We start from the raw sequence: 13,759 nt of genomic DNA, 5'->3' as shown, positions 1-13,759 counted from the left end.
CTTCTCCCCCCCTTAAGAAGGGGGGCTAGGGGGGATCTTAAGTTTAATAGTCAAGCAGATTTCCTTACGGTATTTACAATGGTAAATAGCACTCAAGATTCAATTAAAACTAAGCCCGTACTAGAAATGCAAGGTATTACAAAAACCTTTCACGGTTTTACAGCATTGCACGATGTAAATATCACCGTTTACCCAGGCGAAGTCCACGCCCTCATGGGGGAAAACGGTGCGGGCAAAAGTACGCTGATGAAAATTCTGGCGGGAGCCTACATAGCTGATGCAGGCGAAATCAGAATTGACGGTCAAGCTGTTAAGATGACAGACCCCGGTCAGGCCAGAAATTTAGGGATAGCGATTATTTATCAAGAACTCAATCTCGCCCCCAATCTGACAGTTGCTGAAAACATTTTTATGGGCAGCGAGCTGAAGAAAGGAGGTACATTTCTAGACCAAGATGAAATGCGACGTAGGGCCGCTGAGGTATTAACAAACCTCGACGCAAGTTTTGATGCTGGAGACCTGGTTTCCACACTTTCAATTGCCGAACAGCAGCAAGTGGAAATAGCTAGGGCGCTCAAAGATAAAAGCCGAATTTTAGTGATGGATGAGCCGACAGCGGCACTTTCAGACCGCGAAACAGATAAGCTTTTTGAAGTGGTTCGCCGTTTGCGAAATGAGGGCATTGCTATTATTTATATCAGCCACCGAATGGAAGAGATCTATGCTCTTGCCGATCGCGTGAGCGTCATCCGAGACGGCGGGTATATTGGCTCTTTGGAAAAGCACGAAATTTCTGCCAATCGCTTGGTGGAAATGATGGTGGGTCGTTCTTTACAGGATTTGTACGAAAACAAGCATCAAATAACACCGGGTGCTGTTGTTCTTGAGGTAACAAATTTAAGCGACGGCCGCAAAGTAAAGCCTGCCACTTTTCAACTTCATGCGGGCGAAATTCTGGGTTTAGCTGGTTTAGTAGGCGCTGGCAGAACAGAACTTGCCCGCCTGATTTTTGGTGCCGATCGAAAGACAAGCGGTGAAATCAAACTAGAAAATCGTCCTCTGAATGTCTCGACACCCAATGAAGCAATGGCCGCCGGAATTGCTTACGTGCCCGAAGATCGCAAGGCTCTCGGACTATTTTTGGAGGCCACTTCTGGTGAAAATATCACCATGAATGTCCTCGATCGAGAAGCAAAAGCTGGCATTATTAACTCAGATTTTTTGTTGAAAATTGTCAATGATGCTATTAATAATTTGCAAATTCGCCTTGCAAGTCCGAGCATTAGGGCAATGGATCTTTCTGGGGGGAATCAGCAGAAGTTGCTGCTAGCGCGTTGGTTGGCTATCAACCCAAAGGTACTTTTGTTAGATGAACCAACGCGAGGAGTGGACATTGGCGCAAAAAGCGAAATTTATCGAATTATTAGCGATTTGGCAGCCAAGGGTGTAGGTATTTTAATGATTTCCAGCGAACTGCCGGAAATTGTGGGAATGAGCGATCGCGTCTTAGTGATGCGAGCAGGAAGCCTCGTCGGTGAAGTAGGCGGATCGACTGGGGAAGCAATTACGCAAGAGAACATTATGGCTTATGCCACCGGGGCAACAGAGGTAAAAAAATCATGAGTCAAACAGAAGTAAAAAGCACCAGAAATCAATCAAGCGATCGCCAAAAAGCCAGTAAAGCTCAAGCTTGGAGAAATTTTATCCAAGTAGCCGGCATCCTGCCGATTTTGATTGGCATCTGTATCATTTTTTCCCTGGTAACGCCCAACTTTCTTTCAGTAGGAAATTTGATCAATGTCATCCGGCAAGCATCGATCAATATTGTCCTTGCTACAGGCATGACTTTTGTGATTTTGACGGGGGGAATTGACCTTTCAGTCGGGTCAATTTTGGGCGTGACGGCAGTTGTCGGGGTGCTGGTTTCCTTAGTTCCAGGTCTCGGTTGGTTTGCTGTACCGGCTGCGTTAATAGCCGGAGTATTTTTAGGATTGCTTAACGGCTCGCTAATTGCCTATTTAGGTTTGCCTCCGTTCATCGTAACCCTGGGTTCTTACACAGCTTTGCGGGGAGTTGCTTATTTAGTAGCTAACGGCACTACAGTTATCAATAGAAATTTGAATTTTGCTTGGGTAGGTAACAATTATGTCGGGCCAATTCCCTGGTTAGTTATTATCGCTTTTTTAGCAGTTTTAGCGAGTTGGTTTGTCTTGCGGCGGACTGTTCTAGGGAGGCATATTTATGCCGTGGGAGGTAACATCCGGGCAGCACGATTGACAGGTATTAAGGTGAGTCGGGTGCTGTTATTTGTCTATGGCGTGAGTGGGTTGCTTTCTGGTTTAGGTGGAATTATGAGCGCGTCGCGCCTCTACAGTGCGACGGGGATGTTAGGGCAAGGCTACGAATTAGATGCGATCGCTGCTGTAATTTTGGGAGGAACCAGTTTCACAGGTGGAATTGGTACTATTTGGGGTACTTTGCTGGGGGCTTTAATTATTGCCCTGCTCAACAATGGACTAACTCTCATGAACGTGTCTTTCTTCTGGCAGTTAGTTGTGAAAGGTCTGGTGATAATTATCGCAGTGACGATTGACAAAGTTCGCACCGGTTCAAGCGCAGCGTAATATTGCTAATTCGGTCGATCGGTTCCTTATGCGGAGCTTTGTCCTATGCACATTCAGCATTTTTATCACCTGATTACTGCTTTTATACTGGGAACGCCTGGTGTATTTCTACTAACATCATTACCAAGTTTTGCTGCACCAATTGATAGATTAGTTGCTCCTGAACCGTTAAAGACCTTGGCAGAAGACCCCTTCGCGCAGGTGAATTCTGTCTCTCAACTCTCGGATGTAAAACCAACTGACTGGGCGTTTCAGGCGCTGCAATCTCTCGTAGAACGCTACGGCTGTATTGTCGGTTATCCCGACGGAACTTACAGAGGCAACCGGGCGCTGACGCGGTACGAATTTGCAGCAGGATTGAATAGCTGTCTCGATCGCATCAGCGAAATAATTGCCACAGGAACAACCAACCAGATTACTAGAGAAGATTTAGCGATCGTCCAAAAGCTGCAAGCAGAATTTGCAACTGAATTATCGGTGTTGCGGGGTCGAGTAGATGCTCTCGATGCACGCACGGCAGAACTAGAAGCGAATCAGTTCTCGACTACGACGAAGCTGAATGCGGAAATTATCGTGGTGGTAACAGATATCTCCGGCAACAGTGTTGGGGATTCGCGCGATCGCACCAACACTATTGTTGCCAACCGGGGGCGATTAAATTTTGAAACCAGCTTCACCGGTCGCGATATGCTGAGAACCCGTTTGGAATTCGGCAACTTGGGCAGGATTGCCGACAATACTGGTACAAATATGACGGCATTGAACTTTGATGGCAATGTCGATAACACGATCACCGTCCCTCACGTATTGTATGTCACCCCCCTGACCTCTAATCTGGCCCTGACCGTCGGCCCCACAGGTGTCGGGTATCCCGATATTACTGATTTGCTGACTCCTCCAACGATCGCCAGCGATAGTGAGGGAATTCCCTCGAAGTTCGGACAATACAATCCCCTCTACCGGCGGGGAGGTGGCGGTGCTGCTGTCAACTGGACGATCGTCAAAAACCTCACCCTGACTGTGGGTTATGTAGCCGGAAATCCCAATCTCTCGCAGCAAAGTAACGGTTTATTCAACGGTTCCTACAACGCTCTGGTTCAGCTTGCCTACCGGGGCGATCGCGGAGCAATTGGCGTAGCCTATTCTCGTACCTTTGCACCAAGCGGTAAAGCCGACCTCACAGGCGGTACGGGCAGTTTTCTGGCGGCGCGACCGTTTGGGGACAATATTGCTACCTCCAGCGATTCTGTAGGCGTACAAGGATTCTACCGCCTTGCTCCCCGCTTGCAAGTTCATGGCTGGGGCGTTTATACTCGCGCCAATGCAGAAAATTCCGGTGTTAGCAGCGTTTCTGATGGTAGAGGTGGCGTGGTTTTGCTAAATGTTGACGGGGACGATCGCGCTGATATTGTGTATGCAGCGATCGGGATCAGTTTCCCAGATGTGGGAGGTGAAGGCAACCTACCGGGGATTTTAGTGGGTTTGCCAGGTCGCGTGACGAGCAGTAATGTGCGCCGCGAGCGAGATACTTCCTATCACATTGAAGCGTTCTATCGCTTTCAGGTCAACGACAACATTTCCATCACCCCTGGTGTTTGGGCCGTTGTTAATCCTGAGAATGACAGCCGCAACGACACTCAATGGGTTTGGTTGCTTCGCACTGGCTTTAACTTTTAACCGGAAAGATATTTTAGGACTTACTAACCTAGTCTTGGACACAAAAACCCAGTTTCTTAACGTAATTGCCTCATTTGAGACGAGAATCGCGAGAAACCGGGTTTTTTAGACCGATCGTGCATCCAGGACTTCTAGTCCATGCCACACAACAAAAAACCCCTACCATCGCTGGCTGGGGTAGAAAATTATCAGGGTGCATCTACTAATATTTGCAAGTATAGCAGACATTTGTGGGGTGTCACCCTTCATGGGTGATACCCAACTAAGATTTTAAGTCAGAATAAATTATGATTCAATATGCCAATGATTAACAAAGCTTCTATATCATCTCGTTCTGTCCCAGCCGATCTAAAATTTAAGATTTAGAATAAATCTGTGCTAGACCTCAAATTAATCCGAGAAAACCCGCAAGCCGTGCAAGAAAGCCTCAACCTGCGCGGAGGTAACTATGAAATCGAGCCGATTTTGCAATTAGACAAACAGCAGCGGGAGTTGGAAGGCAAGCGATCGCAACTACAAGCCCGCAGCAACGAAATTGCCAAACTCATCGGTCAAAAAAGAAAATCGGGTTTACCCCTCGAATCTCCCGAAGTTCAGGAACTGCAAGCAGAAGGCAACGCAGTCGGCACGCAGTCGAACGAACTGCAAGCACAGGAAAAAGACCTAAAAGCTCAAATAGAAGCTTTATTGCTACCGCTGCCAAACTTGCCGAGTTCCTCAACGCCGATCGGCAAAAATGAAGAGGAAAACGTCGAAATCCGGCGCTGGGGAGACGAATACATACCCCAAAATTCCGGTATTTTACCGCACTGGGAAATCGGCGAAAAATTAGGAATTATCAACTTTGAACGGGCAGTAAAAATCGCTCAGCCCCGCTTTGTGAGCTTAATGGGAGCCGGGGCAGCCCTGGAAAGAGCGATTATTCAATTCATGCTCGATCGCCACACAAAAGCCGGTTATGTAGAAGTAATTCCCCCATTTTTAGTTAACACTGAATCCCTCACCGCTACTGGTCAATTACCCAAATTTGCTGAAGAAAGTTTCAAGTGCGATCAAGATGATTTGTGGTTAATTCCTACTTCCGAAGTTCCGGTTGTCAATTTGTACAGAGGTGAAATTTTGACAGCAGAACAGTTGCCAATTTATCACTGTTCTTATACTCCTTGTTTTCGGCGCGAAGCTGGCAGTTACGGCAAAGATACAAGGGGATTAATTCGATTGCACCAATTTAATAAAGTTGAATTAGTAAAACTCGTGCATCCGAGTACCTCCGAGGCAGAGCACGAAAAATTAGTGCAGGATGCTGAGGGAGTTTTACAGGCGCTGAAATTGCCTTATCGGGCGATCGCACTGTGTACCGGGGACTTAGGTTTCGCGGCAGCCAAAACCTACGATTTAGAGGTGTGGCTGCCCTCTGCAGGCAAATACCGCGAGATTTCCAGTTGTTCCAACGTCGCAGATTTTCAGGCGCGGCGGGCGAATATTCGCTTTAAAGAAGCGGGTAAAAAAGGCACTCAATTCGTTCACGCCCTCAATGGTTCCGGTTTAGCTGTGGGCCGGACAATGGCAGCAATTTTGGAGAATTACCAGCAGCCAGACGGAACTGTAAAAGTGCCGGAAGCCTTACAACCATATTTGGGACGGGAAGTTTTATAAACAAGTTTGTAGTTATATCAAATCTGTTAGCAGCGGAATTATTCCGATCTCTATTCTCGACAAGCGCGTGACTCAGCGTCAATCCATTCTTATCTGCGGTTCATACATTCTCTTTTTTTCACCGCAGATGAGGGCAGATTAACACAGATTAACGCAGATGAATTAGATAAATTCCGGTTCCACCGTCGGCGGTTGAATGTTGACTGGATTTTACGCCCGACGATGCTACCGGATTTGATATTACTCGGCGATTGAAATCGATCCTAGACAAACTTTCTTCCCAGCAGAAGGGTACTAAAAAATAACGTGAAACGCGAATGCTGTTAGATCCCCGACAACTTCGGTCAAGTCGGGTATCTGGGTGCTCTATTTTTTATCGACTTCTTCCTTCTTCCTCCTTTTTACTCTGAGCGAAGCCGAAGAGCCTTGTTCCTTCTTCCTTCTTCCATCGGACTGACATCCATTACATCCGTTACATCCGTTACCGAATCCGTTGCCGAACTTCCTTCTTCTTACAGTTTGAGCAAGGCTTCTTTGATATTTAATGCTAAAAATCTATCCAATGCTAGATACATCCAGTAAACAGATAACTGACTATCACTGCTAGTCTTATGAAATCCCAAAGCCAGGGACATTTTTTCGTACATGGGGTGAATCATCAGGGTGTATAAGTCGCAAAGATTGGGAAAATCTGTTTGCATTTCCCTTAAAACTTTTTGTGTGTCTTCCAGAAAAGTAATGCGGTATTCTGACAAATACTGCGGCTCGATCATCCAACTGCGGATAAATACTGACTGGCTATTTTGATCTCCTGGTAGCGCCATATTGAAAGGATCGATATCGGAAATAGAACTTAAATGAAGGCTTTTGCTAGGAGCGTTAAAAAAATTGACTTCTGATTCGCTAGCTGTTGGATAAAGTAAGTAAAATCCGACTGGATTGAGGTTATCTGAGCGCCGCAAAACGCGCATTCCCTTTGAGTATTGACGGGCCAAAAGCCGGAGGATTTTAGCTATTTTTTGGGGTACGGCGTTTGTGTTGCGGTTCATCCAGTTGTAATTGGTTGCTAATAAATTGGCAACGGGAATCGCGTCGCACCGAGGGTTGAAATCATCTAATTGAAGTTGTACAGGCTTTTGAGGTTCGGAAATATTTAAAATTTCTGGAACGGGTTGAATTTCTATTTCCGTAGTGTTACCGTCAAAGTGTTTTTTAATTAACCCCAGGGCTGCTAATTTATCTAACATCATTCCGGCAGCGCGATCGCTTCCGCGATCGGAATCGGAGTAAAATAGTTCCGCCGCTTCCCGGTGAGTGCACTGCACTTCTGTTGAGGGCAATTCGAGTTTCGTTAGCGGTGGTTTGAGACGGGGCTGGCTTTCCTGAAGTTGTTTCACCGACAAGTAAACCCAAAGCCTTACAAAGCATTCAGCCCTAGTGCGAGTTACGCCTACTCGTTTCATCAACAGCGAGACAGCCGTGCGTCGTTGAGATTGAGAATACCAAGCATCTAGTTCTTCAATATCCATTTCAGTCACCAAGCAGTGAAGGAACTCTAGTTACATATTGGCTCAATTACAATAAACTTCACCCCGCTTCAGGTTACTTGTTGCTGCTGTTGCTCAACTTGCCTGATTCCCGGCGACTCTACAAGATAGCTGGTTCTTCCTTGCAAGGTCACTACTTCACAAAGCACAATCAATTTTAGATATTTTTTGGCTGGATTTAACAAACCAACGAACCCGAGTAAATTAGCAACTTTAGAGGTGTACGCCATTTACAGTCCTTATATTAATCGGATTGGAAAATTTTTGCTGGGAGAACCGATTAATAATGATGAGATGGAAGAGTATCTCGGCAAAATTGCCTCGCGCCCTTCGAGATTCAGGCAGCAAATTCTCAACAGCAACGGCATTCCACAGCGCTACTACGCGATCGACAAACAGCAGCACACTATATTCTAACAGTCAAATGGCAGGTTTGGCTGTCCGCGACGTGATTTTTTAGTCAAATTTGGAACCAGGGGCGATCGACTTATTGGCCTGCGCTACCACTTTACCAGACTTATTAGTATCGAGATTTGCCAGCACAGTACACGGGGAACTTTCCGAATTATCTCCCCTAGAAATAGTGTCAACTCAAGGAGTTTGCTGTGCCGGAGTTAGTGCTTTAAATTACGCCGCTTCTCAAATCGAACTCGGCAAAAAAAAAACAGCAATTGCCGTCGCTTCCGAATTGCCTTCGCGCCTGTTCAAAAACACCAAATTTGAAGCAAAAACTTCAGTACAAGCGGGAACATCGCTGCTTTTCGATACAGAATTTTTTTACCCCGCCAGATACATGATGTTAACTGCTGTGGAAAATAGCAATAAATCTATGATTTCTCAAATTTCTCACTTTTATGAGGTTCCCGAAGTTTCGCCTCTCGAAAGCATTAAACCGGAACACCCGAAGTCTCCGCAAGCTTATTTCTTGCGGGAGTTAGTATGGATTTGGCTTACCTCAGCGAGATTACTGGGAATTGCGACAGGAATCATGTAATTGTCAACCGCCATCCGCTAGCAACCAACAGTCCGTTTAATGCGGCATGCGACTTGTTTTTGCACGGAATAATTGCGGAATATCTCTATCGCTATTTGGAACTGCAAAAAGAAATGAGAAATCTTTCAAAGTAAGGTGCTTAGGTAGATGCAACGTAAGCACCTTACGAATATAAGTAGCGCGTCCAATAACTTTTTGCGTAAGTCCTGCTGTTTGAAAGAATGGTTAATTTTTAGAGCAAAAATTAATATCAGAACTCAAGCTGCTGCTAGCTGTGCTTGTTCTGCTGCTTTGGGCAAAGTCTGATATACCACAATCCACTTGCCTGTAATTGGGTCGCGGTAAGTAATAAAAGGATTAGATTTTAAAGGTTGACTGCAAGGTTTAGCGCCCATTTCTACACACTCCCAATATATGGTATTGAATAACTACTACAACACCATACTTTTAATAATCGGATGTTTCGCCTAAAATTCGCGTGATTTCTACCTCAACAAAAGGTGATATTTTAGGTAGGTTTTGGTGACAGAGAACACTGCATAAAGTGATTTAAAACTGCGTTGGCAGTGAGCAGTATCACCAAAAACCTTCCGTAAAAAAAATCTGCCTTCTGGTTTTTACCTTCTACCTTTAAGAGGGCCACTATTTTCAGTATACATCTGATATTATTAAGTAAGGTAAAGACGTTTATCAGAGATCCCCTCACAAACTTATGGTGCTATTTGGATTTGGCAAAAAGTCGAGCCTGCCCTCTCCCCAAGAGGCATTACCGGGACGGGCAGAGTCGATGTCGGTACCGGCAACTCACTTTGTTAACGGCAATCCGCTCAAACCTCCCTTTCCAAACGGCATGGAGACTGCCTTGTTTGGCCTGGGCTGTTTTTGGGGAGCAGAACGCAAATTTTGGCAGCAAAATGGAGTTTTTTCGACTGCTGTTGGCTACGCGGCCGGGATTACTCCGAATCCTACTTACAACGAAGTTTGCAGCGGGATGACGGGACATAATGAAGTAGTTCTGGTTGTGTTCGATCCCAAAGTAATTAGTTACGAAACGCTGCTCAAAGTTTTTTGGGAAAGTCACAATCCTACTCAAGGAATGCGTCAGGGCAATGATTCTGGTACTCAGTACCGATCGGGAATTTACACGTATTCAGCCAGCCAAAAGCAGCTAGCTGAAGCTTCGCGCGATGCTTACCAGCAGGCTTTGACTGCGGCCGGTTACGGCAAGATTACGACTGAAATTATTGATGCTCCTGAGTTTTATTACGCAGAAAGCTATCATCAGCAGTATCTTGCTAAAAACCCGAACGGTTATTGCGGTTTGGGCGGTACAAAGGTTTGTTTGCCTGCTATGTCTCAGGCTTAAAACTTGACACAGGTTAGGGATAGGGACACATAGTTCAGGACAAAACATTGTTGTGTCCTTAAAACATATATCAGGACACAACAATGTTGTCTCCCTACAATATATCGGGTAGGCAGTTGCTCCTAGTCCGCAACAAAAAGCGGAATATCTTAGTAGTATTTGAAAATGGGTAATAAATGCTGAGTGCTGTTGTAATTATCAATCTACTAATATCTGTGGTCTGTTTTTATATCGCTGCGAAGGTGTGGAAAATTCGGCGGACGATCGCACGTTTGGAAATTCGGATCGCAGCAATCGAACGCTGTAGCAGCAATGTCCTCAGTATGTCGCCGGATTTCCTTGGTAAAAGGCAGCAAGGTACCCGCCAACTGCGACGGCGCTATCAACAACTGGAATTGCAACTGCAACAGGTTCAGCAACTTTTGGGATTGCTGGGTTTGGGACGGATGCTTTGGTCCAGGCGCGATCGACGTTTGAGGTAAGCTATCCTAAAATTGCTGCCCGTGCTGACTCAGTAGGATTTTCAACCATATTTCTACCTTTGTAAAGGGCTGCGATCTGGCAAACGTGCCTAAAATTGGTGTATGGAGAGAAGTTATAAAAATGTCAACTAAACGTTCAGGATTATTTATTGGCGGTTTGCTTGTGGGTTCTGCGATCGGGGCCGTGACTGGCTTGCTGATGGCACCGCGACCCGGCAAGGAGACGCGGCAGATATTGAAAAAATCGGCAGATGCTTTGCCGGAGTTGGCGGAAGATTTATCGACTAGCGTGCAGTTGCAGGCCGATCGACTTTCTGAAACTGCCATCCGAAATTGGGACGAAACTTTGATTAGACTCAAAGAGGCGATCGCGGCAGGTTTGGAAGCGACTCAGCGGGAACGCCAAACCCTGTCGGAAGCTGAAGCTGAAGTGAGTCCCCCGTCGCGCCCTCCCATCCGCTAAATGGCATGAAATTCTCAACCCCCAATCCCCGATTCCAGTGAGCGATCCCATATTTTGGCTAGGACTTTCGATTTTGCTAGTGGCAGTTAGCCTGACTGCTGTTTTAGTGACTTTAATACCTGCGGTGCAAGCGCTGGCACGGGCGGCCCGCAGCGTGGAAAAGCTCGCTGACACGCTTTCTCGCGAATTTCCGCCCACTTTGGAGGCGATTCGGTTGACGGGGCTGGAAATTAGCGAGTTGACAGATGATGTCAGCGAGGGAGTACAAAGTGCGGGGGATGTTGTCAAACAGGTCGATCGAAGTATTGGTACCGCCAAAAAGCAGGCGCAAAACGTGCAGGTAACTACTCGCAGCGTGGTGACTGGGATTAAGGCTGCTTGGAAAACTTTAACTCGGAAGCCGCCGATTTCTGGGACAAATCGCCGCTCAATAGATAGATTGTCGCCGAGTCAAAGAAGTGCGATTTCGCTGAGGGATTCGAGTTTGGAGGATAGGTATTCTGGGGTTTACGGTGCGGGTGCGAGTAATGGGGAATCGCCCCGGTTGAGGAGTAGCGAGGGTTCTGGTTTGCCGGGGGATGCTGAAGAGTTTGAGGAAGTGTCGAACGATTCTTGATTGCACCCAAATCCTCATCCTTCCTCAACAGCACAGCCATCCCACCAGCAAGGATTCTTATCAATAAAATCCATCAAAGCATCATACTTAGGCGAACCCTTTTGTTCCACATACTCCAAAGCCCCCCAACTTCCCCACTTACTAAATGAACTCACATCCACAAAGTGCATGAAAAGACTGCCTCCAGCTTGTTTCCAACTATTGAGTAATTGGGTGTAGATATCATACATTTCTGGACGCCTATTTAATTCCATAAAAAACTTGGTCAGTTTTTCGTTATTCTCAACTCCTTCAATACCTACAATATGTTGACCGCCCTCGTAAACAAATAACTTGAGACCTTTTTTTTGAGCCACATCTAAGAAATACATAAAGTCCTTCTCGACATCGGGCAAACTATCATTCGACCCCGGAAGTAACCCGCCCTCTCTTAATTGCTTAAAAGCTTTGCCAAACCCGCCATCGGCGTCCTTCAACCAAGACTCTACTGTACTGACACTTTCTTTCCCGCCCAAGTTTCCGCTAAAATATCCAGCTATGGCTACGGCATCAATACCGTGTTGATAACAAGGTTTATGGCCCTCAGCCACCCAATAGGAACACTCTAAAGAATAAGTTTCTAACTCTCTCCAAGCTCTTTGAGTTCCTAAGACGCAGACAACTCGATTCTTTTGCTCCCCAAAAACGCCTTTCCAGATATCGCACATTTGAGCAGTACGCATTCCGTACCATTGCATAAAAGCATCGCCTTTATCTCCCCACCTCGCTTTACCTTGTTCCAAAGCATAATGCGATTGTGGAAATGACCAATTCCAAACCTCATTAGAATACTCTACATTAACTTTCAGCTTGGGATCTAAACTATCTTTGACCATTTTAGCAAAGTTAGTCATATATTCATCCGTAGCCTGATGCGGCATATTAAACCAGGGTTCTGCTTGGACTTTATTAGATAAATTTACCATAACTTCTATGGGAACATTTCCTCTGTAAGCATAGGATATACTCTCAGGTTTAGGTCGGTTTGACCAGTCTTTTTGTTCCGAACCATTTGTCCCCATCCAGTCCATAAAACGCAAGACTCTAAACTTGTTAATCTTGTCTATAAACAGCGGATTAAATATTTCACCCCTTTGATAAAGCTGTTCATCTTGAGAGCGAACAACTTTAATATTGCGGATATAGTTCCCTATTTTATTGGGATCGGTAGCAGTAATTATAATCATTATGCCTCCGCCTTGTGTGGCATCGACATTAATGATATCCCTCCCAGGTTTCGACGCAGCCTCATCTTTTTTGGCATCCAAGCTATATTCGATCGCACCTTCACCCTCATAGGTAACAATATATTGCCCTGAAGGATAGCGATTGGGGATTTCCCTAAGTAATAGGGTACTTACCCTAGTATATTTAGGAGCATCTTCGGGGGATGGAAGAGACTTTACCCACCCATTTTCATCAAGATTTAAAAGATTATACTCATCAGTATTCCATTCACCTTTACAGTTTGGTTGTCCGCTGACGCATTGAGTTATCCATTGTCTAGAAGATTTGAAAGCATCTAAAAAGGGTAATTGTGTTGAGTAGTCAGCAATACCATTAAGCCCAACTCCTAAAGAAGAGCGAGAATTTGATTTATTTTGTACATCTGCACGCACAGCTACTTTGTTATCTACTTGCCGTGCTGCTGTGGGAGCAATATTAGTTGTTAAAGCCCAACATCCGGGAATAAAAATGACAAAAATTAATAAACCCAGCACAAAGCCCAGAGCTTTGTTGTTTGATCTGATACTTAATCGAAACATAAATTTGACTAAAATTTGATTGTTTTAGGTAAAATCGAAGCGGGTGAGGCAGTTTTAATTTTTATATGTTATCAAAAAGCTCCTTCTCAAACTATCAGCTATAAGATTATTAACATTTTTCTCTCTCAGTGGAGGCGCGATCGCCCTTTCTGTCCCCAAGTGCGATCGCACATCTAATCTTTTTTATCCAAGTCTTCTGTTTTTGCAGTTTCTGAAGTTGAGGGAAATTCTAGTCGAATGTTAATATCAATTGATACTGTACTTTCTTTAAAACGTATATTAACTATCTTTATTAATGCTTCTGTAGGTACAGAATTATTTATTTTAAATTCAGGAGAACACTGAGTTTTAGATCCGGCTTCCTGTAGCCGATCGCAAATATTGCGCCAATTTTCTACAGGTTCGTTAGGTACATCTGCGAGTTATTTAACATATTAGTATAAAGTTTTACATAACAATACTCCGGACAGTTTTTAAGCAGCCAGAGTACCATAAGACAAGACTGAAGGAAGATTTGGATGATTTAAAA

At 45.1% G+C, this 13,759-nt stretch carries 15 protein-coding genes; 12 read left to right on the top strand and 3 right to left on the bottom strand.

Annotated features, from left to right (window positions below; all coding sequences use genetic code 11):
• The first annotated feature begins 78 nt into the window (after positions 1 to 78).
• The 4 genes from QUA27_RS21135 (at position 79) to serS (ending at position 5,957) form a co-directional block, all read left to right on the top strand.
• Complete coding sequence (locus QUA27_RS21135) at positions 79 to 1,623, top strand: sugar ABC transporter ATP-binding protein (protein ID WP_333070204.1); 1,545 nt, start codon at positions 79 to 81, stop codon at positions 1,621 to 1,623.
• Positions 1,620 to 2,624 carry an ABC transporter permease subunit gene (locus QUA27_RS21130; RefSeq protein ID WP_333070203.1) on the top strand — a complete coding sequence of 335 codons (1,005 nt, stop codon included), beginning with the start codon at positions 1,620 to 1,622 and terminating at the stop codon, positions 2,622 to 2,624. The genes QUA27_RS21135 and QUA27_RS21130 overlap by 4 nt, the downstream gene beginning before the upstream one ends.
• A 45-nt stretch (positions 2,625 to 2,669) precedes the next feature.
• The gene (locus tag QUA27_RS21125; RefSeq protein ID WP_333070202.1) at positions 2,670 to 4,301 is read left to right on the top strand and encodes an iron uptake porin; all 1,632 of its coding nucleotides are present in this window, start codon (positions 2,670 to 2,672) and stop codon (positions 4,299 to 4,301) included.
• A 375-nt stretch (positions 4,302 to 4,676) separates the two neighbouring features.
• Positions 4,677 to 5,957, top strand: a complete 1,281-nt coding sequence (gene serS, locus QUA27_RS21120; protein ID WP_333070201.1) for a serine--tRNA ligase — start codon at positions 4,677 to 4,679, stop codon at positions 5,955 to 5,957.
• Positions 5,958 to 6,469: 512 nt separating this feature from the next.
• Here serS and QUA27_RS21115 read toward each other — a convergent pair.
• Positions 6,470 to 7,486, bottom strand: coding sequence for a hypothetical protein (locus tag QUA27_RS21115; RefSeq protein ID WP_333070198.1), 1,017 nt, complete (start codon positions 7,484 to 7,486; stop codon positions 6,470 to 6,472).
• Between the two features lie 186 nt (positions 7,487 to 7,672).
• On the opposite strand from QUA27_RS21115, the gene QUA27_RS21110 reads away from it, so the two are divergent.
• From QUA27_RS21110 to QUA27_RS27495, 3 genes are read left to right on the top strand one after another with little or no spacing between them, the layout of a single operon-like run.
• On the top strand, positions 7,673 to 7,921 hold the full coding sequence (locus QUA27_RS21110) for a hypothetical protein (protein ID WP_333070197.1): 249 nt from the start codon (positions 7,673 to 7,675) through the stop codon (positions 7,919 to 7,921).
• 49 nt (positions 7,922 to 7,970) lie between these two features.
• Positions 7,971 to 8,498 (top strand): hypothetical protein, encoded by a 528-nt coding sequence (locus QUA27_RS21105; RefSeq protein WP_333070196.1) that lies wholly within the window; start codon positions 7,971 to 7,973, stop codon positions 8,496 to 8,498.
• Complete coding sequence (locus tag QUA27_RS27495) at positions 8,444 to 8,632, top strand: DUF6999 family protein (RefSeq protein ID WP_445251532.1); 189 nt, start codon at positions 8,444 to 8,446, stop codon at positions 8,630 to 8,632. The genes QUA27_RS21105 and QUA27_RS27495 overlap by 55 nt, the downstream gene beginning before the upstream one ends.
• A 123-nt stretch (positions 8,633 to 8,755) precedes the next feature.
• Here the strand turns inward: QUA27_RS27495 and QUA27_RS21100 are convergent, their stop codons facing one another.
• Positions 8,756 to 8,893 carry a hypothetical protein gene (locus QUA27_RS21100; protein ID WP_333070194.1) on the bottom strand — a complete coding sequence of 46 codons (138 nt, stop codon included), beginning with the start codon at positions 8,891 to 8,893 and terminating at the stop codon, positions 8,756 to 8,758.
• 317 nt (positions 8,894 to 9,210) lie between these two features.
• On the opposite strand from QUA27_RS21100, the gene msrA reads away from it, so the two are divergent.
• The 4 genes from msrA (at position 9,211) to QUA27_RS21080 (ending at position 11,425) form a co-directional block, all read left to right on the top strand.
• Positions 9,211 to 9,864 carry a peptide-methionine (S)-S-oxide reductase MsrA gene (msrA, locus tag QUA27_RS21095; RefSeq protein ID WP_190731749.1) on the top strand — a complete coding sequence of 218 codons (654 nt, stop codon included), beginning with the start codon at positions 9,211 to 9,213 and terminating at the stop codon, positions 9,862 to 9,864.
• 176 nt (positions 9,865 to 10,040) lie between these two features.
• Positions 10,041 to 10,346 (top strand): hypothetical protein, encoded by a 306-nt coding sequence (locus QUA27_RS21090; protein ID WP_333070191.1) that lies wholly within the window; start codon positions 10,041 to 10,043, stop codon positions 10,344 to 10,346.
• Between the two features lie 121 nt (positions 10,347 to 10,467).
• Positions 10,468 to 10,809: a YtxH domain-containing protein gene (locus QUA27_RS21085; RefSeq protein WP_190663664.1), complete on the top strand. Its 342-nt coding sequence runs from the start codon at positions 10,468 to 10,470 to the stop codon at positions 10,807 to 10,809.
• 37 nt (positions 10,810 to 10,846) lie between these two features.
• Positions 10,847 to 11,425, top strand: a complete 579-nt coding sequence (locus QUA27_RS21080; RefSeq protein ID WP_333070190.1) for a DUF948 domain-containing protein — start codon at positions 10,847 to 10,849, stop codon at positions 11,423 to 11,425.
• Positions 11,426 to 11,439: 14 nt separating this feature from the next.
• On the opposite strand, the gene QUA27_RS21075 is transcribed toward QUA27_RS21080, so the two are convergent.
• Positions 11,440 to 13,230: a cellulose-binding protein gene (locus tag QUA27_RS21075; RefSeq protein ID WP_333070189.1), complete on the bottom strand. Its 1,791-nt coding sequence runs from the start codon at positions 13,228 to 13,230 to the stop codon at positions 11,440 to 11,442.
• Between the two features lie 15 nt (positions 13,231 to 13,245).
• Here QUA27_RS21075 and QUA27_RS21070 point away from each other — a divergent pair, with 15 nt between their 5' ends.
• A complete protein-coding gene (locus tag QUA27_RS21070; protein ID WP_333070188.1) occupies positions 13,246 to 13,407 on the top strand; it encodes a hypothetical protein in 162 nt (53 codons plus the stop codon).
• The last annotated feature ends 352 nt before the right edge of the window (positions 13,408 to 13,759 follow it).

The organism is Microcoleus harperi Pol14_C6, from assembly GCF_036701295.1.
Taxonomy (GTDB): domain Bacteria; phylum Cyanobacteriota; class Cyanobacteriia; order Cyanobacteriales; family Microcoleaceae; genus Microcoleus.
The sequence above is the reverse complement of the archived record's forward strand: the minus strand, read 5'-3'. Positions and strand labels throughout refer to the sequence as shown.

What these genes read in the sequence shown, in the direction of transcription:
- QUA27_RS21090 (WP_333070191.1), top strand. Translation starts at nt 10,041, where the DNA reads ATGCTGAGTGCTGTTGTAATTATCAATCTACTAATATCTGTGGTCTGT.
- QUA27_RS21100 (WP_333070194.1), bottom strand. Translation starts at nt 8,893, where the DNA reads ATGGGCGCTAAACCTTGCAGTCAACCTTTAAAATCTAATCCTTTTATT.
- QUA27_RS21130 (WP_333070203.1), top strand. Translation starts at nt 1,620, where the DNA reads ATGAGTCAAACAGAAGTAAAAAGCACCAGAAATCAATCAAGCGATCGC.
- QUA27_RS21135 (WP_333070204.1), top strand. Translation starts at nt 79, where the DNA reads ATGGTAAATAGCACTCAAGATTCAATTAAAACTAAGCCCGTACTAGAA.
- QUA27_RS21085 (WP_190663664.1), top strand. Translation starts at nt 10,468, where the DNA reads ATGTCAACTAAACGTTCAGGATTATTTATTGGCGGTTTGCTTGTGGGT.
- QUA27_RS21115 (WP_333070198.1), bottom strand. Translation starts at nt 7,486, where the DNA reads ATGGATATTGAAGAACTAGATGCTTGGTATTCTCAATCTCAACGACGC.
- QUA27_RS21075 (WP_333070189.1), bottom strand. Translation starts at nt 13,230, where the DNA reads ATGTTTCGATTAAGTATCAGATCAAACAACAAAGCTCTGGGCTTTGTG.
- msrA (WP_190731749.1), top strand. Translation starts at nt 9,211, where the DNA reads ATGGTGCTATTTGGATTTGGCAAAAAGTCGAGCCTGCCCTCTCCCCAA.
- QUA27_RS27495 (WP_445251532.1), top strand. Translation starts at nt 8,444, where the DNA reads ATGGATTTGGCTTACCTCAGCGAGATTACTGGGAATTGCGACAGGAAT.
- QUA27_RS21125 (WP_333070202.1), top strand. Translation starts at nt 2,670, where the DNA reads ATGCACATTCAGCATTTTTATCACCTGATTACTGCTTTTATACTGGGA.